Raw genomic sequence first — 18,764 nt, forward strand, 5'->3', positions numbered from 1 at the left:
GCCCCACACCCCCACCCGCCTTCAACCCCGGCAACGCCTCCACGGAAGCGGCCGCGTCCACCAGTTCCGAGGTCCGCTCCGAAACCCCCGTCGGCAGCCCGGCGGGAGCCGCACGCGGTGTATCGCTCAACCGCTCCGAGGCGGTGACCGAGCGCAGGCCGGTGCACGAACCGCCCCTCGGGACGGAGCCCGGCGAGCTGCCGGGACCCGCCCGCCCGGCCGGCCCGCGACGCCCGCACCGCCGTACCGGACTTCTCGCCGCCGCGGCCGTGGTCACCGCCGGTGCGGTCGTCGCCGTCGTACTCCTGATGAACTCCGGCTCACCCGGCGGGAATCAGGCGGACGGCTCGCCCACCCCGACCCCGACCGTGTCCGGGACACCGTCGCCCACCGTCGAGGGCACATCCCGGCCGCAGAGCCTGCCGCCGGGCGCCCACCGGGAGGCGGGCGGATTCGCCTGGGCGACCCCCGAGGGCTGGCGCAGGGACGTGAAGACGGGCGCGGAGGTCCACTACACGTCACCGGACGGCAAACAGGAACTCGTCGCCAAGTCCTCGCTGGCCCGCGGCGATCTGATGGAGACCTGGGAGACCTCGGAGGAGAACGCCCACCAGGGCGAGGACTACCAGAAGATCCGGCTGGAGGAGACGAAGTTCCGTGACTACCCGGCGGTCGTCTGGGAGTACACCTTCACGCTCAAGGGCACCAGGTGGCACGCCCGGCTGCTGGGCTTCAACGCGGACGGCAAGTCGTACCAGATCAACACCTGGTACCAGCCCGACATCGAGAACCAGGCGGTGAAGACGTACGACAAGGTCACGGACAGCTTCACGATCCTTTGACGGCGTGAGAAGGACGGCGTGAGAAGGACGGCGTGAGAAGGACGGCATGAGAAAAGGGGCCCCGCGTGAGGGGCCCCTTCTTCATGCGTGGCGCGTCAGCCGACCTTGACCTCGTCGACCTCGTCGTGCACCTCGGGGGAGACGGCGGCCCGGCCGGCCCCGACCTTCTCCTTCACGAAGGCGATGGCGAGCACGAACGCCGCGACGAGCAGCGAGAGAAGGACGGTCGTACGGCCACTGCTCGCACCCTCGGTGTCGGTCAGCATGTAACCGAGCACGAACACGATCAGTCCGGCCGTCGCCCAGGTGAGATAGGGGTACAGCCACATCTTCACGACCAGCTTCTCCGGCGCCTCGGCCTCGATGATCTTCCGCATCCGCAGCTGCGAGAAGCAGATCACCAGCCAGACGAACAGGGCGACCGCGCCGGAGGAGTTGACGAGGAAGAGGAAGACCGTCTTGGGGGACAGGTAGTTGAAGAAGACCGCGACGAAGCCGAACACGACCGAGGCGAGGATCGCCGCCATCGGCACACCCCGGCTGTTGGTCCGCGCGAACGCCTTCGGCGCGTCGCCCCGCCGGCCGAGCGAGAAGGCCATGCGGGAGGCCGTGTAGAGGCCGGAGTTGAGACAGGACAGCACCGAGGTCAGCACGATGAAGTTCATGATCTGACCGGCGTGCGCGATGCCCAGCGAGTCGAGGGCGGCGACGTAGGAGCCGTCCTTCTTGATGGACGGGTCGTTCCACGGCAGGAGCGAGACCACGACGAAGATCGAGCCGAGGTAGAAGACGCCGACCCGCCAGATGATGCTGTTGGTCGCCTTGGTGACGGCCTGCTGCGGGTTCTCGGACTCACCGGCGGCCAGGGTGGCGATCTCGCTGCCCATGAAGGAGAAGACGACGAGCAGCACACCGGTGAGGATCGCGCCGGCGCCGTGGGGCAGGAAGCCGCCGTGGTCGGTGAGGTTGCCGAGACCGGCCTTGTCGCTGTCGACGCCGGGCAGCACCCCGAAGACGGCCAGCCCGCCGATGACGATGAACGCGGCGATCGCGACGACCTTGATGCCGGCGAACCAGAACTCGAACTCGCCGTAGGACCCGACGGAGACCAGGTTGGTCGCGGTCAGCACGATCATCACGATGAGAGCCCAGGCCCACTGGGGCACGGCCGGTATCCAGCCCTCCAGGATCACGGCACCGGCGGTGGCCTCGACGGCCAGCACCACGACCCAGAAGAACCAGTACAGCCAGCCGATGGAGAACCCGGCCCAGCGCCCGAGCGCGCGGTCGGCGTGCGCCGAGAACGACCCGGAGGCCGGGTTGGCCGCGGACATCTCACCGAGCATCCGCATCACCAGCACCACGAGCGTGCCGACGAGTGCGTACGACAGGAGGATGCCGGGTCCTGCGGTGGCGATACCGGAGCTGGATCCGACGAAGAGGCCGGCACCGATCACACCACCGATGGCGATCATCGACAGGTGACGGTTCTTGAGCCCGGCCTGAAGGCCGTTACCGGGGTCTCCGGTGGCCTTGGCCGGGGTCGGCTGCGAAGTCATACGGGGAATTCCTTTGCGCCGGGCGAGCAGTGTCCCGTACGAGCGGCGTACGGATCGGTCCAGTGAATCGGAGGCAAAGGAATTCTTGAACCTTTGATTCCGGATCGTTACTTGAGGTTTTCATGAGCTTCGATGGCCGGATCGACAATTTTCCTGGACGACACCCAGGGCTGCTGCCCCGAAACAGTCGTGTCACACTCATCCCATGCGCGTGTATCTCGGCTCCGACCATGCGGGCTTCGAACTCAAGAACCACCTCGTCGACTGGCTCAAGGCGGCCGGTCACGAGCCGGTGGACTGCGGTCCCCACATCTACGACGCCCAGGACGACTACCCCCCGTTCTGCCTCCGCGCCGCGGAGCGCACAGCGGCGGACCCGGACTCCCTCGGCATCGTGATCGGCGGCTCCGGCAACGGCGAGCAGATCGCCGCGAACAAGGTCAAGGGCGTCCGTGCGGCGCTGGCCTGGAGCGAGGAGACCGCGTCGCTGGGCCGCCAGCACAACAACGCCAACGTCGTGGCGGTGGGCGCACGCATGCACACCGAGGACGAGGCGACGAAGTTCGTGGAGACCTTCCTCGCCACCCCCTTCTCCGAAGACGCCCGCCACATCCGCCGAATCGACATGCTGGCGACCTACGAGACGACGGGCGACCTCCCCCCGATCCCCCCGCACCACCCGCAGCAGTAGCCAGTCGGCGAGGGGACGCTTCGGGCTGGTTTCGGACGTGGCCGGGTGCGGGTGCGTGGGGGCTGGTCGCGCAGTTCCCCGCGCCCCTGGGCATCTCGGCGCATCCGCCGTCCTGGCTCTTTCAGCCCGTCCGGCGTTCGAGGACGAGGCCCTTTCGGGGCCGACCGGTGCCTGGGGGCGCAGCCCCCAGGCACCGGGGTCGAAGGGGCAGCGCCCCTGGAGGATGGGACGGGTAGGGACGGGTAGGGGCGGCGGGGGCGAGAACCGCCCCCCGGACGAAGAGGAGCCACCGTGCCTGAGGGGCACACGATCCACCGCCTGGCCAAGGACTGCGCCGCAGCATTCCGCGGCAGAAAGACCCAGGTCACCAGCCCCCAGGGCAAGTTCACCGACGCCGCAGACCTCCTCGACGGTGCGGAACTCACCCACACCGAGGCCCACGGCAAACACCTCTTCCTCGGCTTCCGGGAAACCGACTGGATCCACATCCACCTCGGCCTCTTCGGCAAGGTCACCTTCGGCCCGGCCCCCGCACCCCCACCCACCGACACGGTCCGCCTCCGCCTCGCGAACCCCACGTCGTACGTGGACCTCCGCGGCCCCACGACCTGCGCCCTGATCACCCCCACCGAGAAGCAGTCGATACACGACCGCCTCGGCCCCGACCCGCTCCGCGAGGACGCCACCCCCGAAACCGCGTACCAGCGGATCTCCCGCAGCCGTACGACGATCGCCGCCCTGCTGATGGACCAGAAGGTCATCGCCGGCGTTGGCAACGTCTACCGCGCCGAGGTCCTCTTCCGGCACCGGATCGACCCGTACCGCACCGGAAACACGCTCACCCCACCGGAGTGGGACGCGATCTGGCACGACCTCGTGGACCTCATGCACGAGGGCGTGAAGCACAACCGCATCGACACCGTCCGCCCCGAGCACACCCCCGAGGCGATGGGCCGCCCTCCCCGCGTCGACGACCACGGCGGCGAGGTGTACGTCTATCGCAGGGCCAATCTGCCCTGTCACATCTGTGGCGGCGAGATCCGCACCGCCGATCTCGCCGCCCGCAACCTCTTCTGGTGCCCGACCTGCCAGAAACCCTGAACCGCACGATCGCCGAACGCAGCGAAGGGCCAGGTGGCTCCGCCACATGACCCTCCACCCCGCACGACGATCGCACGCACCGGACGCCGCTCCTCGGCCCGCGTGATCCGTCCGTCAGAAGGGCCCTAGAACCCGTGCGGCAGCCACGGCGCCACGGCGGAGGCGAACCCCACCGCGGCCTCCCCCAGCGCCCCGCGCCGAAGCTCCCGCACCCGCCCGGCGGCCCCCAGCGAGGCCAGGCCTACCCCACCGAGATAGGCCGCCCCCAACTCCCGTACGGACAGAGCCAGATCCGCCGGATCGGTGGTCCGCTCGCAGGACGCCCCCTTCGCATCCCCGCTCAGCCGCCAACGCCCCTCGTTCCACGGACAGAAGTCGTCCGCGACCTCGAACACCACATCCACCGGCGCCTGATAGGTCCGCGCCTCCAGCGCGGCCCCCACATCCACCAGCCGCACATGCAACGAGTCCCGCACCCGCAGCGAACACCGCCGGATGTCGGACACGAGGTACTGCCACGCGTCGTCCACCGGCCGCCCCCGGGTCACCAGCTTCGACGTCAGGTCGATGTCGAACAGGAACCGCCACAGCGCCGCGTACACCGCGGGGTCGGGCGCCTCGACATCACGGACCAGCACCTTGCCCTGCGGCCCGGTCGGCGCCCAGTGGGGCTTCACGGCGAATCGCGCGAACCCCACGACCTCCCCGCCCGCCCGTCTCCCACCACCACCCTCACCCGAAGTCGCTTCGCTCCCCCCGATTTGCTCCGCGACCACGCACTGGAGCGGCGACGCCCCCTCCCGCTCGTTCTCCGGGTCCAGCAGCATCAGCCGCTCCCAGCCGGGCGTACGCGCCACCATCCCCGGCCGCGACGGCACCACGCGCGCGTACACCGCCTCGCACGCGTCCAGCACCTCGGCGGGCTCGGCGTACCGCAGGCGCACGTCGTCCGTCCCCGGCGGGGCGGACAGCCGCACCCGCTCGGTGTCGATCTCGGCGCTCACGGCATGCGTACCGACGCCGTACCCGAACCGCCCGTAGATGGCGGGCTCGGAGGCGGTCAGCACGGCCAGCGGCCACCCCCACTCCCGTACGTCGTCCAGCTGTCGCCGCATCATCGCCGTGAGGACACCACGGCGACGATGGGTCGCGGACACACTGACCATGGTGACGCCGGCGGCCCGTACCGAGGCGCCGCCGGGCACGGTCAGCCGGAAGCTGAACGCCCCCGCCGAACCGACACACACGTCACCGTCCCACGCGCCGATGGCACGGTCGGTCTCGGTGAGGGTGTTCCACAGCTCGCGTTCCTCGGTCGACTCCGGGACCCCGCCGAAGGCGCGGATCAAGGTGTCGTACCACTCGTCCCGGTCCTGCCGCCGCAGCACCCGCAGTTCGGTCGCCAAGTCAGAAGCCATGGACCATGCCTACCAGGGCATTGCGGGACGAGCCAGGGAATTTCTCCTTGGCGGCGGCACAACGGCTTTCTGTGAAGTTCACTGTGAAGTTGAACCTCGGACGGGGGACAAGTGGGACCTCCCGTGCCAAGCAGCTGGTCCGATGGATAGGGTCCCGAACTAATGGCAGCAGGACGAGAGCGGCGCGCGGAAGCCGAGACGTTCACGGCCCGGTTGAAGATGCAGTGGCACCGGGCTCGCGTCGGCCTGCGCAGAAGCGCTGTGGACTACTTCCGCGGGGACGGTTCGGACTGGGTCGCACTGGCCGGTCTGCTCATCACGATCCCGCTGATCGCGGTCACGACGCTCGCCAACTCGGTCTGGGTATCCCCGGCCGCGCTGGTCCTCCCGATCGTCGCGGGCGGCCTGCTGCTGCGCCCGGCGAGCCTGCTCGGCCTGTACGCGGCGGCGGCGACGGCACTGATCGTGGAGTCCGTGCAGCTGGGCCCGTACACGGAGGGCCCGTCCCGGGTGACCCCGGGCATCGTGCTCGTGGTGGCGGCCTGCGGATTCTTCGGCCTGCTGATCGCCCAGTTCCGTAGCCGGGTCGGTGTGCCCTGGCGACGCGGCGGCACCATGCTCTTCGACCTCCGCGAACGCATCCGGGTCCAGAGCAAGCTCCCGAAGCTGCCCCAGGGCTGGCACCGCGAGATGGCCCTGCGCCCGGCGGGCGGCCAGTCCTTCTCGGGCGACTTCGTGGTCGCGGCCCGCACCAACGGCGGCCGCACGATGGAGGTGGTCCTGACGGACGTGTCGGGCAAGGGCATGGACGCGGGCAGCCGCGCCCTGCTCCTCTCCGGCGCCTTCGGAGGCCTCCTGGGCAGCCTGCCCCCGCACGCGTTCCTCCCCGCGGCGAACGGCTACCTTCTCCGCCAGGACTGGGACGAGGGCTTCGCGACCTCGATCCACCTGGTCCTGGATCTGGACTCCGGTGACTACGAGCTCTACTCCGCCGGCCATCCCCCGGGCCTCCAACTGAGCGCGGGCAGCGGCCGCTGGGAGGAGAAGGCGGCCGAGGGCCCCCTCCTCGGTGTCTACGACGGCGCCCAGTTCGACCCGGTCAAGGGCTCGCTCCGCCCCGGCGACGTCCTGATGCTCTTCACCGACGGCCTCGTCGAAACCTCCGACCGTGACATCGTCGAGGGCATCGACCGCCTCACCGGCGAGGCCGACCGCTACGTGGCCGGCGGATTCCACGGCGCGGCCTGGCACCTGATCGAAGCGGTGGCGAAGGACGTCAACGACGACAGGGCGCTCCTGCTGATCTGCCGAGAGGGCCCGACGGCCCAGGCGGCGAACCTCTGAGGGAACCCCCTCGGTGGGGATTGCCCCGGCCTCGATCCGCCGGCCGCCCGCATGCTCCCCGTATGTCCCCGTACCCCCCGAATCCGTACGGTCGAGACACACCCCTCGACCGAACGGAAGGCCAGCCATGCCGGCCGACCGGGCCGTAGAGCTCCACGGAGTGCACCGCCGCTACGGCCGGGGCCGGACCGCCGTCCACACCCTGCGAGGCATCGACCTGACTCTCCCGCCCCGCACCTTCACCGCGGTCACGGGCCCCTCGGGCTCCGGCAAGTACGCCTTCCTGGTCGCTATTGCGGGCATCGTCCTCGGCACGGCCATCGTGCTAGCCACGCTCGTCCCGATGATGAACGGACTGACGGGACAGTGGCCCTGCATCCCTCCGCCGGTGTACGGCTCACTCGTCGCGGCGATCGTCGCCCTGGGCCTGACCGCGGCCGGCGTTCCGGCCCGCGCCGCGCTGCGCGGGGAGACACTGGAGCCGTGACCGACGCACCGCGCACCCTGACCCTGACCGAGGTCGAAGCCCTCGCCCGCACCGCCCACGAGGGCCAGACCGACAAGGCGGGCCGGCCCTACGCCGAACATCTCCAGGCGGTCGCCGAGGGGGTGCGCGCGCGGGGCGGCGACGCCGAGCAGATCGCGGCCGCCTGGCTGCACGACGCCGTCGAGGACGACGCGCTCTCCGCACACTGGCTGGAGGAGGCCGCGCTGAGCCGTCGTACGAAGGACATCGTGCTCGCGGTCACCAAGCGGGCGGGGGAGCCGCCCGAGGCGTACGCCGGGCGGATCCTCGCCACTCCCGGCGCGCTGCTGGTGAAGGAGTCGGACCTGGCGCACAACGCCGACCCGGCACGCCTAGCGGTCCTCGACGAGGAGACCCGCAAACGACTGACCGAGAAGTACGCGCGGATGCGTGCACTTCTCGGTCAGGTGAGGCAAGGGTCGTAGCGGCTAGGCGAGGACCTTCTCGCGGCGCTCCTGCTTCTGGCGTTCCCGGGCCAGTTCGGCGGGGTCCTGCCTGAAGGCCCACGCCATCTTCGGCTCCATCGCGAACCGGAAGATCCGCTGCACGGGCTTCGTGCACAGCACGGTGACGACGGCGGCCGCGAGGACGCTCACGGCGATCTCGCCGAGCGGGCGGTGCAGCCAGGGGTGGTCGAACCAGCCCTGGTAGTCACCGGCCTTCACCAGGAAGCCGTGCAGCAGATAGCCGTACAGCGTGCCCGCGCCAAGGGCCGTGAACCACATGTTCCGGCGCGGCACCCAGGCGAAGAAGCAGGCGGTCAGCAGCAGCGAGCAGCCGAACATCGCGAGCACCATGACCGGCCCGGCCCACCACGGCGCGCCCAACTCCTGCGCGGCGTCCCGGTGGTAGAACCACGCGGTGTTCATTCGCGGCACCGCCCACCAGCCGACGACGAGCGCGGTCGCGAACACGGGCACCGACAGCATCCGCACCCTGCGGGTGCGCACCCGGTGGAAGTGCTCGGGCCTCATGCACAGGCCCAGCACGAAGTACGGCAGGAACTGCAGGATCCGCTGCAGATCCAGGTCGTCACCGATCGACGGCGCGACGGACGCCAGCATCGCGAGGCCGAGCGCGAAGGGGAGCGGCCAGCGGACCGCCTTCAGGATGGGGGTGATCATCCGCCAGACGAACAGCGCGCACAGGAACCAGGTCAGATACCAGGGGTCGAGCAGGCTGATGTCCTTGCCGGAGTCGTCGCCCGCCGCGCGCTCGAAGAGGACGTAGGCGGTCTCGAAGACGATGTACGGCACCGCGACACCGGTGATCAGCCGCCGCAGCCGGTCGGGGCGCATGTCGAAGCTGCGCGAGAAGAAGCCGGAGATGATGATGAACGCCGGCATGTGGAACGAGTACACGACCGTGTACGCGGCTTCCAGGATGCGGCTGTCGCCCTTGAGCGGTTCCCAGGCGTGACCGATGGCCACCAGCACGATCGCCAGGTACTTGGCGTTGTCGAAGAAGGCGTCGCGCTGCTTGCCGGCGGGCTTGGCCGACTGTTCGTTCTGCTGTTTGAGGGGCGAGCGCGGACTCGGCACTCCTGATGCCGACGGCTGGGCAGGGGGGAGCGGCGCTCTGCCGCGTGCGGGGGACGAGGCAGCGTGGAACATCTGAGGCACCCTAGCGTTGTCTGTGGGTTTTCGTAAAACCCGCCAGGTCATTCCTGGTTATTCGCTTCGGGTGCCCAGAAAACCGAGCAGTTGACGTCCGGTGAACGTGACGGCCAACACACCTGGTGGGTAGGGATTATGGCCCGCAGCAAGCGCCTACTTGGTGTGATTCATCCCGACTAAATAGGGCATAAGGCCCGCAGGCGACTCCGGCGGAATGTCCGCTTCCTGTGGGCGCGTTGATTAGTCGAATTACCTGCGAACAGGATGTGTGGAGACCGAAACGATCCAGTCGAATTCCCTGTGTGGGTGCACTCTCGAATTGTTGTGCGGGACATGTGCGGGACATGAAGGGCCGGTTGCGCGGCCGGCCGGCGCCGCACAGTTCAGGCACAGGTGTGGTCAACGATGCATCACCCGCCGCATACAGCGGCCTGGTTGGTGGCACGATGGTTCTGGCGGGGGTGCGCGGGGCCGGCACCCCCGGGCCGGGTGCGGACCGACCGAGGGTGTGTGATCAGTTGTGGCCATTTCGCTGTCAGTGGTGCTGCTGTTGGCGATCATCTTGGTGGTGTTGATCCGTGGCGGATCCCTCAAGGCAGGACCTGCCGTCGTGGCCGTGCTGTTCGGCTTCTTCCTCGCCTCGACGGGCATGGCCGACGACATCCAGCGCTTCCTCAACTCGATAGCGGAGACCATCAACTCGATCCAGTTCTGACCCTGTTGACCCGTGAAGCTAGGCTGACCCGTCCGGTCACGGGGGCCGGAGACGGCTAGCAGGGGGACGTACCGGGATGGTGCTGCGCGACTCGGACCCCGCGGAGGCGGGCGGTTACCGCATCGAGGACCGTCTGGGCAGCGGCGGAATGGGCGTGGTCTACCTCGCCCGCTCCGCCTCCGGCCGCCGTCTCGCGGTCAAGGTGGTGCACGCCCAGTACGCCGACGACGACGAGTTCCGCGCCCGGTTCCGCCGTGAGGTGGCCGCCGCCCGCCAGGTCAGCGGCGCCTTCACGGCTCCGGTCGTGGACGCCGACGCCGACGCGCCGCGCCCCTGGATGGCCACGCTCTACATACCGGGGTCGGACCTCGGCACGCACATACGCGACAACGGCCCGCTGCCGCCACCCCGGCTCCGTGAACTCGCCGCGGGCCTGGCCGAGGCGATCCGCGACATCCACCGCGCGGGCGTGGTCCACCGGGACCTGAAACCGGCCAATGTGATGCTCGCCGACGACGGCCCCCGCGTCATCGACTTCGGCATCTCCCGCGCCACCGAGTTCGCCGCCTCCGACGTCCTCACCCAGACCGGCCGCGTGATGGGCACCCCGCCCTTCATGTCCCCGGAACAGTTCTCCGCGCCCCAGGACGTGGGCCCGGCGGCCGACATCTTCTCGCTGGGCGCGGTGGTCGCGTTCGCCGCGTCGGGCCGGGGCCCCTTCGACAGCCCGAGCCCGTACGAGACGGCGATCCGCGTGGTCGAGGGCGCCCCCGAACTCGATGACGTCCCGGCCGAGTTGCTCCCCTTCATCCGCCTCTGTCTGGAGAAGGAACCCAAGTCCCGCCCCACGGCGGACGAGTTGCTGCGGTTGCTGAAGGACGGCGACTGGCCCACGACGGACGGTGCCCCGACACCGGCCGACACCGGCAGGTCCCGCCGCCGCACACGCTGGTGGCCGGCCGTCGCCGCCGGCACCCTCGCCCTCGCGGCGGCGGCCACGACGACGGTAGCCTTGACCGGCGACGACTCCGCCCCGGGGAACCTGCCCGCCGGCTGGAAGGCCTGGCACGGGCAGGCGAAAGACCCGAGCCCCGACAAGGATCCGATGGGTCCCAGCTCCCTCTTCAACCGCTGCGCAGCTTCCGGTACGTCCCTCGTCTGCGCGGGCGACGAGATCATGGCGACCCGCTTCGCCCTGGCCGACGGCCGCAACACCTGGGCCCGGCCCGTCGACCCGACCGCCGACGACATCGGCAGCAGCAGCTCCGGCGGAGGCACGATCATCGGCGCACGCGATGACCGCGTCTACGTGTACGGCTCCGACGACCGGCCTGTCGACAACGAGGAGGCGCCGAACCCGACCCGCTACACGATCCAGTCCCTGGACGCCGAGACCGGCAAGGTGATCTGGAAGACCGTGACCGCCGACGGCGAAGAGGGTACGGAGCCGAGCAGCGACCAGGGCGGCTCCACCGCCGTACCCGCCGGCGTGATCACCGTCTATGGCAAGACGGGGCGGAAGCTCGCCCTGCTCGGCGCCGACGACGGCAAGGTCCGCTGGCAGCGCCCCCTGCCGGACCCGGGCACCAACTACTGCGTGCTGACCGGTGCCGCCAAGCAGGCGTACCTCCTGTGCGGGAAGTACACCACCGACACCATCCAGGCCACGACCGTCTCCCAGCTGGACCCGGCCACGGGCGAACCCCGTTGGACCGTGAAGATCAAGGGTGATTCGAGCATCGTCGGCCAGCACGACGGACGCCTGGTCCTCGTGAACGTGATCGGCACCCGTCGGACACTGACCCTGATCAACGCCTCCTCGCACGTCGTGACGACGGTGAAGCTGAGCGAGACCGAGCCCGAGAGCGCGACTCCCACCCTCCTGGGCGGCACCCTCTACTTCACCCTCGGCAACGGCGCCATCCGCGCGGTCGACCCGGCCACCGGCCGCCAGTCCTGGGAGAGCAACTCCGGAGTGGAACAGTCGGGCCCGCCCATCGCCTCCAGGACGCACCTCTACCTCGCGTCCCCCAGCGGCCGCCTCGCCGCCCTCAACCGGACCACCGGCAAGGTCGAGGGCACCCTCGACGGCCGCGACGACGGCGTCGTGGACGGCTCCCCGACCGGCGCCCCCCTCACCCTCGTCGGCGACGCCCTCTACGTTCCGTACGGCCTCCGCTCCGTCTACACCGTGGACGTACGCGACCTCTGAGAGCCGCTCATGCGACTTCGGCCGGCCCGAGACGCCTGCCGGGGACCTGCCTGTCCTGTGCCCCTGACCCGTCTGGAAGGAACCGAATGAAGATCCGCCCCTCTGCCGCGGTCACCGCGGTCGTACTGGCCTGCCTCGCGATCCCGAGTGCCGCGACACCGGCAGCGGCAGCTGGACCGACCGTCCAGTGCGCCACCCTGGGCGTGAGCAGCTACCTCTCCGCCACCCGCGAAAGCCTGGACACGCTGAGGCCCCTCGATCTCTGGGTGCGCGACACCGAAGCCGACGGTCACCATGTGGCGGTTCGTCTGATCAGCCAGGAGAGCGACGGCGACATCGTGACGTGGCGGTGGCACCACTACTACGGCGGCAGCGGTGACGGGACTGAATGGCGTACCTACGCGTCCTCCTCGGAGGGCATCCGCCGGGTGAAGGTCCAGGCGGCCGTCTTCGAGGGCGATACCCAGATACGTCAGTGCCAGAGCGGCTGGGACGCGTAAGAAATCAGGGCCAGGTCAGAGGATCGATCCTCTGACCTGGCCCTGAGTCGTACAGAGCGGGCGACGGGAATCGAACCCGCGTAGCTAGTTTGGAAGACTAGGGCTCTACCATTGAGCTACGCCCGCACAGGACGCACCGCAGGTCAGATGACCGCGGCACAGAAGGCATCGTAGCGGGTCGGGACCCCTCGCCGCACACCCCGTAAATGCGGCAGCCCCACTGCCTGCGGGCATGTACCCTACGTGTCGCACCAGACGGGGTGTGGCGCAGCTTGGTAGCGCGTCCGCTTTGGGAGCGGAAGGCCGTGGGTTCAAATCCCGCCACCCCGACCATTTGACCGGCCATTGGCGGCCACCTTCGCGATCACCTGGCTTGATCGCCTTTTGGGGCGTGTAGCCGCTGCGGTTACTATGCAAGCTGCGCGCCCGTGTGTCTCTCGTCTGATGTAGTCCTCAGGGCGGCTAATCCGCCGGAGCCGTTCTGGCCCCGGCAGAATCCAAGAAGTCAGCCACAAGGAGACCGAACCGTGAAGAGCGCCGTGGAGACCCTGAACCCGACTCGGGTTCGGCTCACTGTCGAGGTGCCCTTCGAGGAGCTCAAGGACAGCCTCGACGCGGCGTACAAGAAGATCAACCAGCAGGTCACGGTGAAGGGCTTCCGTAAGGGCAAGATCCCGGCCCGCGTCATCGACCAGCGGTTCGGTCGTGGTGCAGTGCTGGAGGAGGCCGTCAACGACGCGCTTCCGAAGTTCTACACCGAAGCGGTCAACGAGGCCGAGCTGGACGTTCTGGGCCAGCCCGAGGTCGACATCACCGAGCTGAAGGACGGCGACACGCTGAACTTCACCGCCGAGGTCGACATCCGCCCGTCCCTGGAGCTCCCCGAGGACTTCTCCTCCATCGAGGTCGAGGTCGACGCCGTAGAGGTGAGCGACGAGGACGTCGAGAAGTCGGTGGAGCAGCTCCGTGAGCGCTTCGCCTCCACCTCCCCGGTCGAGCGCGCCGCCGAGGACGGCGACGTCGTCACGATCGACCTGGAGGCCAAGGTCGAGGGAGAGGTGCTCGAGGACGGCATCGCCAGCGGTGTGTCCTACACCATCGGCTCCGGCGAGCTCCTCGAGGGCATCGACGACGCCGTGAAGGGCCTGGAGGCCGGTGGCGAGGCCACCTTCACCTCCGAGCTCAAGGGCGGCTCCGCGGCCGGCAAGGAGTCCGAGGTCACCGTCAAGGTCACCCAGGTCGCCGCCCGCGAACTGCCCGAGCTGGACGACGAGTTCGCGCAGCTCGCCTCCGAGTTCGACACCCTCGACGAGCTCAAGGCCGACAGCCGCAAGCGCCTCGAGAACATGAAGCAGTACGACCAGGCCACGCAGGCCCAGGAGCGCGTCCTGGAGAAACTGCTCGACCTGGTCGAGGTCCCGGTCCCCGAGAAGCTGCTCGAGGACGAGGTCAACACCCGTAAGCACAACCTCGAGCACCACCAGCTCGGCCAGATGGGCCTCGACCTCGAGAAGTACCTCGAGATCCAGGGCAAGACGGTCGAGGAGTTCGAGGCCGAGACCAAGGACGCCGCGGTCAAGGGCATCAAGACCCAGTTCGTCCTCGACGAGCTGGTCAAGCGCGAGAAGCTGAACGTCAACCAGGAGGAGCTCACCGAGCACCTCATGCGTCGCGCCGCTTCCTCCGGCATGTCCCCCGACCAGTTCGCCCAGGCGGTCGTCGAGGGCGGCCAGGTTCCGCTCCTGGTCGGCGAGGTCGCCCGCGGCAAGGCCCTGGCCGTCGTGGTCGAGGCCGCCACGGTGAAGGACACCAACGGCGAGGTCGTCGACCTCGACGACGAGGAAGAGGTCGAGACGGCCGCCGAGGTCGCCGCCGAGGCCACGGAGGCGGACGCCACGGACGCCGACACGGAGAAGACCGAGGGCTGAGCCCACGGCGCCGCGCAGGTCGTAGGACGGGCCCCTGGGGACTTTCCCGGGGGCCCGTCCTGTCACATGGGGCGGAGTGACCCGGCCAGGGGCGCGGGGCTGTATGCGATGTGCGGCTCCGCCACGTGGGCGCGTGCGCGGGCGACGGACCCGCGGTCGCCCACGCACCAAAAGTCACCACGGCGCTACGCCCCCGGCGAACAGCCCTCTATCCGGGATTCCCCGAAGGGACCAGCGCGTTAGGGTCCATGAATACGAGGGCAGGGGAGTCGGCGAAACCGTCGGCCAGCCTCGCGCCCCGGCAGAACACGTGAGACGGCCGGACGCCGTCGTAAGACGAGCAGGTGGATACGTGACGAATCTGATGCCCTCCGCCGCCGGCGAGCCTTCCATCGGTGGTGGCCTCGGCGACCAGGTCTACAACCGGCTGCTCAACGAGCGGATCATCTTCCTCGGCCAGCCGGTCGACGACGACATCGCGAACAAGATCACCGCACAGTTGCTGCTCCTTGCCGCTGCGGACCCCGACAAGGACATCAACCTCTACATCAACAGCCCCGGCGGTTCCATCACGGCCGGCATGGCGATCTACGACACCATGCAGTTCATCAAGAACGACGTGGTGACCATCGCCATGGGTCTCGCCGCCTCCATGGGTCAGTTCCTGCTCAGCGCGGGCACCCCGGGCAAGCGCTTCGCGCTGCCGAACGCCGAGATCCTGATCCACCAGCCCTCCGCGGGCCTGGCCGGCTCCGCCTCCGACATCAAGATCCATGCCGAGCGGCTGCTGCACACCAAGAAGCGCATGGCTGAGCTCACCGCCCAGCACACCGGTCAGTCGTTCGAGCAGGTCACGCGCGACTCCGACCGTGACCGCTGGTTCGACCCCGAGGAGGCCAAGGAGTACGGCCTCATCGACGACGTCATCACCGCGGCCGTCAACATGCCGGGCGGCGGCGGCACCGGGGCCTGAGGCCCCCTGCAAGCCCTCAGCCGACCGCCTCAGCCCCTAGGAGACAGACAGTGAACGACTTCCCCGGCAGCGGCCTGTACGACCGCACGCGCGCCGAGTACACGGGTCCCTCCGCGGAGTCCCGTTACGTCATCCCGCGCTTCGTCGAGCGCACCTCGCAGGGCGTTCGCGAGTACGACCCGTACGCGAAGCTCTTCGAGGAGCGCGTGATCTTCCTCGGCGTCCAGATCGACGACGCCTCCGCCAACGACGTCATGGCGCAGCTGCTGTGCCTGGAGTCGATGGACCCGGACCGTGACATCTCGGTCTACATCAACAGCCCCGGCGGCTCGTTCACCGCGCTGACCGCGATCTACGACACGATGCAGTTCGTGAAGCCGGACGTCCAGACGGTCTGCATGGGCCAGGCGGCCTCCGCCGCGGCCATCCTGCTGGCCGCCGGTACGCCGGGCAAGCGCATGGCGCTGCCGAATGCCCGTGTGCTGATCCACCAGCCCTACAGCGAGACCGGCCGCGGTCAGGTCTCCGACCTGGAGATCGCCGCCAACGAGATCCTCCGGATGCGCGCGCAGCTGGAGGAGATGCTGGCCAAGCACTCGACCACGCCGATCGAGAAGATCCGCGAGGACATCGAGCGCGACAAGATCCTCACGGCCGAGGAGGCGCTCTCCTACGGTCTGATCGACCAGATCATCTCCACTCGGAAGATGAACAACGCAGCCGTCCGCTAGTCGGAGGCTGTATTGTCTGCCGCCCCTTGGTCCGGTTCGTGTGCTTTGACACGCTGCACGTCACAGTGAACCGCGCCAAGGGGGGCCCGAACGGGGGGCCCGGCAAGGTACCGTCGGAATAAGGCAGCACCAGGAGCCGCTGGACCTAGGCGTCTCCCAGGCGAAGGGGAAGCACACCGTGGCACGCATCGGTGACGGCGGCGATCTGCTCAAGTGCTCGTTCTGCGGCAAGAGCCAGAAGCAGGTCAAGAAGCTCATCGCAGGGCCTGGTGTGTACATCTGCGACGAGTGCATCGATCTCTGCAACGAGATCATCGAGGAAGAGCTCGCGGAGACGAGCGAGGTGCGCTGGGAGGAACTCCCCAAGCCTCGTGAGATCTACGAGTTCCTCGAGGGCTATGTGGTGGGCCAGGAGTCGGCCAAGAAGGCGCTCTCCGTGGCGGTCTACAACCACTACAAGCGCGTCCAGGCCGGCGAGAACGGCGGCGGCAACGGCCGTGACGACGCGATCGAGTTGGCGAAGTCCAACATCCTCCTGCTGGGCCCCACGGGCTCCGGCAAGACGCTGCTGGCCCAGACGCTGGCGCGCATGCTGAACGTCCCGTTCGCGATCGCCGACGCCACGGCGCTCACTGAGGCGGGTTACGTCGGCGAGGACGTCGAGAACATCCTCCTGAAACTCATTCAGGCGGCGGACTACGACGTCAAGAAGGCCGAGACCGGCATCATCTACATCGATGAGATCGACAAGGTGGCCCGTAAGAGCGAAAACCCGTCGATCACGCGTGACGTGAGCGGCGAGGGCGTTCAGCAGGCGCTGCTCAAGATCCTCGAAGGCACCACGGCCTCGGTCCCGCCCCAGGGCGGCCGCAAGCACCCGCACCAGGAGTTCATCCAGATCGACACGACGAACGTCCTGTTCATCGTGGGCGGTGCCTTCGCGGGCCTGGAGAAGCTCATCGAGTCCCGCGCCGGCGCCAAGGGCATCGGCTTCGGCGCGACGATCCGCTCGAAGCGCGAGCTGGAGGCCAAGGACCAGTTCGAGGACGTCATGCCGGAGGACCTGGTGAAGTTCGGGATGATCCCGGAGTTCATCGGCCGCCTGCCCGTCATCACCTCGGTCCACAACCTCGACCGCGAGGCCCTCCTCCAGATCCTGATCGAGCCCCGCAATGCCCTGGTCAAGCAGTACCAGCGCCTCTTCGAACTCGACGGCGTGGAGCTGGACTTCGAGCGCGAGGCCCTGGAAGCCATCGCCGACCAGGCCATCCTCCGCCAGACCGGCGCCCGAGGCCTGCGCGCCATCATGGAGGAAGTCCTCCAGGGCGTCATGTACGAGATCCCGTCCCGCAAGGACGTGGCCCGCGTCGTCATCACGGCGGACGTCGTCCACTCCAACGTCAACCCGACCCTGATCCCGCGCGATGCACGCAACGGACGGGGACCGGGAGAGGCGAAGACGGCGTAACAGCCGCCGCACACACGGACGAACGAAGGGGCCCCGGTCAACCGACCGGGGCCCCTTTGCAGTTCAGGAACGTCAGATCTTGACGCGGACTTCCTTGCGGAGCTTGGCGGTGATTTCGGCCGCCTCCGTCGGGTCGGTCTCCTTGCCGGCCGCGAGGTCGGCGAACTCCATGGGCATCACGAACCCGACCGTGCTGTAGTCACCCCAGATGCAGTACGTCATGTTCATCTCGGCCGGCGCGCCCGCCCCGGACTCGGTGTTCTTCATCGTGGCCTGCTGGCACTTCAGGACGGTGCCGTCGAACCCCTCCGGGGTGTAGGCCTTCGGCTCGTCCTTGAACGTGACGTCCTCGTCGGCTGCGTCCTTCTTCATGTAGGCGAAGAGCCCGTCGACCGCCTTCTCTGGGTCATCGATCTCGCCGTAGACACCGCCGTACGAAAGGATCTTGCCCGCCAGCGGGTTGTTCGGGTCCTCGCCCGCCTGGTACGACGCGTTGACATCCTTGGGGTTCTTCACACCCCACTTCGCGGCGTCCTTCAGGTCCTCCTCGGTCATCGCACCGTCGGAGTTGTCGCCCTCGCTCTTCTTGTACTCGGTGAGGACCTTGGGAGGAGTGGTCAGCTTGTGCGGGCCGTCGTCTCCGGCGGCCGATCCGCTGCCACCCCCGCCGAGGACGAGGGCCGCCCCGACGGCGATCGCGGCCACGACTGCCACCGCGCCGATGATGAGACCGAGCTTCTTCTTGCCGCCGCCACCGCCGGGCACGGGCGGCATCGGGGCCGTGTAGGGCTGCTGCTGCCCGTACGGCTGCTGGCCGTACGGCTGGGTCTGCGGCGGCACGCCCTGCGGGGCCTGCTGCGGGTAGCCGTAGCCCGGCTGCTGGGGCGCAGGGGCCTGCTGGGGGTAGCCGTAGCCGGGCTGGGGGGCCTGCGGCGGCTGCTGGCCGTACGGGCCCGGCTGACCGTACGGACCGGGCTGCTGGGGCTGCCCGCCGTACGGGCCCGGCTGGTTGTGACTCATTACTGGGTTCCCCTCCAGATGCTTATGTGTTCCGAACATCCTGGCGCAGGCACACACGATGCATTGCATCGGGGGGCCTCACCGTTACAGAACAAAGCCGTTTCGGGACACGCCCGCGAC

General features: G+C 68.8%; 16 protein-coding genes, 2 tRNA genes and 1 pseudogene. 14 read left to right on the forward strand and 5 right to left on the reverse strand.

Annotated elements, in window-relative coordinates:
• Positions 1 to 842: pseudogene (locus TN53_RS19770) on the forward strand (serine/threonine protein kinase); the annotation flags it as partial.
• A 95-nt stretch (positions 843 to 937) separates the two neighbouring features.
• On the opposite strand, the gene TN53_RS19775 reads toward TN53_RS19770, so the two are convergent.
• Entirely contained in the window at positions 938 to 2,401 is a 1,464-nt protein-coding gene (locus TN53_RS19775) for an amino acid permease (RefSeq protein WP_046259890.1), read from the reverse strand.
• Between the two features lie 205 nt (positions 2,402 to 2,606).
• On the opposite strand from TN53_RS19775, the gene TN53_RS19780 reads away from it, so the two are divergent.
• Both TN53_RS19780 and TN53_RS19785 read left to right on the forward strand, forming a co-directional pair.
• Positions 2,607 to 3,092, forward strand: a complete 486-nt coding sequence (locus TN53_RS19780; RefSeq protein WP_046259891.1) for a ribose-5-phosphate isomerase — start codon at positions 2,607 to 2,609, stop codon at positions 3,090 to 3,092.
• Positions 3,093 to 3,383: 291 nt separating this feature from the next.
• Positions 3,384 to 4,193 (forward strand): Fpg/Nei family DNA glycosylase, encoded by an 810-nt coding sequence (locus TN53_RS19785; RefSeq protein WP_046259892.1) that lies wholly within the window; start codon positions 3,384 to 3,386, stop codon positions 4,191 to 4,193.
• Positions 4,194 to 4,318: 125 nt separating this feature from the next.
• On the opposite strand, the gene TN53_RS19790 is transcribed toward TN53_RS19785, so the two are convergent.
• Positions 4,319 to 5,611 carry a GNAT family N-acetyltransferase gene (locus tag TN53_RS19790; RefSeq protein ID WP_199924618.1) on the reverse strand — a complete coding sequence of 431 codons (1,293 nt, stop codon included), beginning with the start codon at positions 5,609 to 5,611 and terminating at the stop codon, positions 4,319 to 4,321.
• A gap of 162 nt (positions 5,612 to 5,773) precedes the next feature.
• Here TN53_RS19790 and TN53_RS19795 point away from each other — a divergent pair, with 162 nt between their 5' ends.
• The 3 genes from TN53_RS19795 (at position 5,774) to TN53_RS19805 (ending at position 7,906) form a co-directional block, all read left to right on the forward strand.
• On the forward strand, positions 5,774 to 6,955 hold the full coding sequence (locus TN53_RS19795; RefSeq protein WP_046259893.1) for a PP2C family protein-serine/threonine phosphatase: 1,182 nt from the start codon (positions 5,774 to 5,776) through the stop codon (positions 6,953 to 6,955).
• 127 nt (positions 6,956 to 7,082) lie between these two features.
• Positions 7,083 to 7,442 carry a hypothetical protein gene (locus tag TN53_RS49575; RefSeq protein WP_046259894.1) on the forward strand — a complete coding sequence of 120 codons (360 nt, stop codon included), beginning with the start codon at positions 7,083 to 7,085 and terminating at the stop codon, positions 7,440 to 7,442.
• Positions 7,439 to 7,906: an HD domain-containing protein gene (locus tag TN53_RS19805; protein WP_046259895.1), complete on the forward strand. Its 468-nt coding sequence runs from the start codon at positions 7,439 to 7,441 to the stop codon at positions 7,904 to 7,906. The genes TN53_RS49575 and TN53_RS19805 overlap by 4 nt, the downstream gene beginning before the upstream one ends.
• Positions 7,907 to 7,909: 3 nt before the next feature.
• On the opposite strand, the gene TN53_RS19810 is transcribed toward TN53_RS19805, so the two are convergent.
• Positions 7,910 to 9,022: an acyltransferase family protein gene (locus TN53_RS19810; RefSeq protein ID WP_234441648.1), complete on the reverse strand. Its 1,113-nt coding sequence runs from the start codon at positions 9,020 to 9,022 to the stop codon at positions 7,910 to 7,912.
• Between the two features lie 595 nt (positions 9,023 to 9,617).
• On the opposite strand from TN53_RS19810, the gene TN53_RS19815 reads away from it, so the two are divergent.
• The 3 genes from TN53_RS19815 to TN53_RS19825 all read left to right on the forward strand — a co-directional run bounded on the left by TN53_RS19815 (position 9,618) and on the right by TN53_RS19825 (position 12,524).
• Entirely contained in the window at positions 9,618 to 9,812 is a 195-nt protein-coding gene (locus tag TN53_RS19815; RefSeq protein WP_030044846.1) for a hypothetical protein, read from the forward strand.
• 76 nt (positions 9,813 to 9,888) lie between these two features.
• Positions 9,889 to 12,024, forward strand: coding sequence for a serine/threonine-protein kinase (locus tag TN53_RS19820; protein ID WP_046259897.1), 2,136 nt, complete (start codon positions 9,889 to 9,891; stop codon positions 12,022 to 12,024).
• Between the two features lie 86 nt (positions 12,025 to 12,110).
• Entirely contained in the window at positions 12,111 to 12,524 is a 414-nt protein-coding gene (locus TN53_RS19825; RefSeq protein ID WP_046259898.1) for a hypothetical protein, read from the forward strand.
• Between the two features lie 55 nt (positions 12,525 to 12,579).
• Here the strand turns inward: TN53_RS19825 and TN53_RS19830 are convergent.
• Positions 12,580 to 12,650, reverse strand: a tRNA-Gly gene (locus TN53_RS19830).
• A 130-nt stretch (positions 12,651 to 12,780) separates the two neighbouring features.
• On the opposite strand from TN53_RS19830, the gene TN53_RS19835 reads away from it, so the two are divergent.
• From TN53_RS19835 to clpX, 5 genes are all read left to right on the forward strand, one after another.
• Positions 12,781 to 12,857, forward strand: a tRNA-Pro gene (locus TN53_RS19835).
• 194 nt (positions 12,858 to 13,051) lie between these two features.
• Positions 13,052 to 14,452 (forward strand): trigger factor, encoded by a 1,401-nt coding sequence (gene tig / locus TN53_RS19840; RefSeq protein ID WP_046259899.1) that lies wholly within the window; start codon positions 13,052 to 13,054, stop codon positions 14,450 to 14,452.
• A gap of 352 nt (positions 14,453 to 14,804) precedes the next feature.
• Positions 14,805 to 15,425, forward strand: a complete 621-nt coding sequence (locus TN53_RS19845) for an ATP-dependent Clp protease proteolytic subunit (protein WP_324609619.1) — start codon at positions 14,805 to 14,807, stop codon at positions 15,423 to 15,425.
• 50 nt (positions 15,426 to 15,475) lie between these two features.
• A complete protein-coding gene (locus TN53_RS19850; RefSeq protein WP_046259901.1) occupies positions 15,476 to 16,156 on the forward strand; it encodes an ATP-dependent Clp protease proteolytic subunit in 681 nt (226 codons plus the stop codon).
• Positions 16,157 to 16,334: 178 nt separating this feature from the next.
• A complete protein-coding gene (clpX, locus tag TN53_RS19855) occupies positions 16,335 to 17,624 on the forward strand; it encodes an ATP-dependent Clp protease ATP-binding subunit ClpX (protein ID WP_046259902.1) in 1,290 nt (429 codons plus the stop codon).
• Positions 17,625 to 17,696: 72 nt separating this feature from the next.
• Here the strand turns inward: clpX and TN53_RS19860 are convergent, their stop codons facing one another.
• Complete coding sequence (locus TN53_RS19860) at positions 17,697 to 18,644, reverse strand: hypothetical protein (protein ID WP_046259903.1); 948 nt, start codon at positions 18,642 to 18,644, stop codon at positions 17,697 to 17,699.
• Positions 18,645 to 18,764 lie beyond the last annotated feature (120 nt).

The organism is Streptomyces sp. WM6386 (genome assembly GCF_000972385.1).
GTDB lineage: Bacteria > Actinomycetota > Actinomycetes > Streptomycetales > Streptomycetaceae > Streptomyces.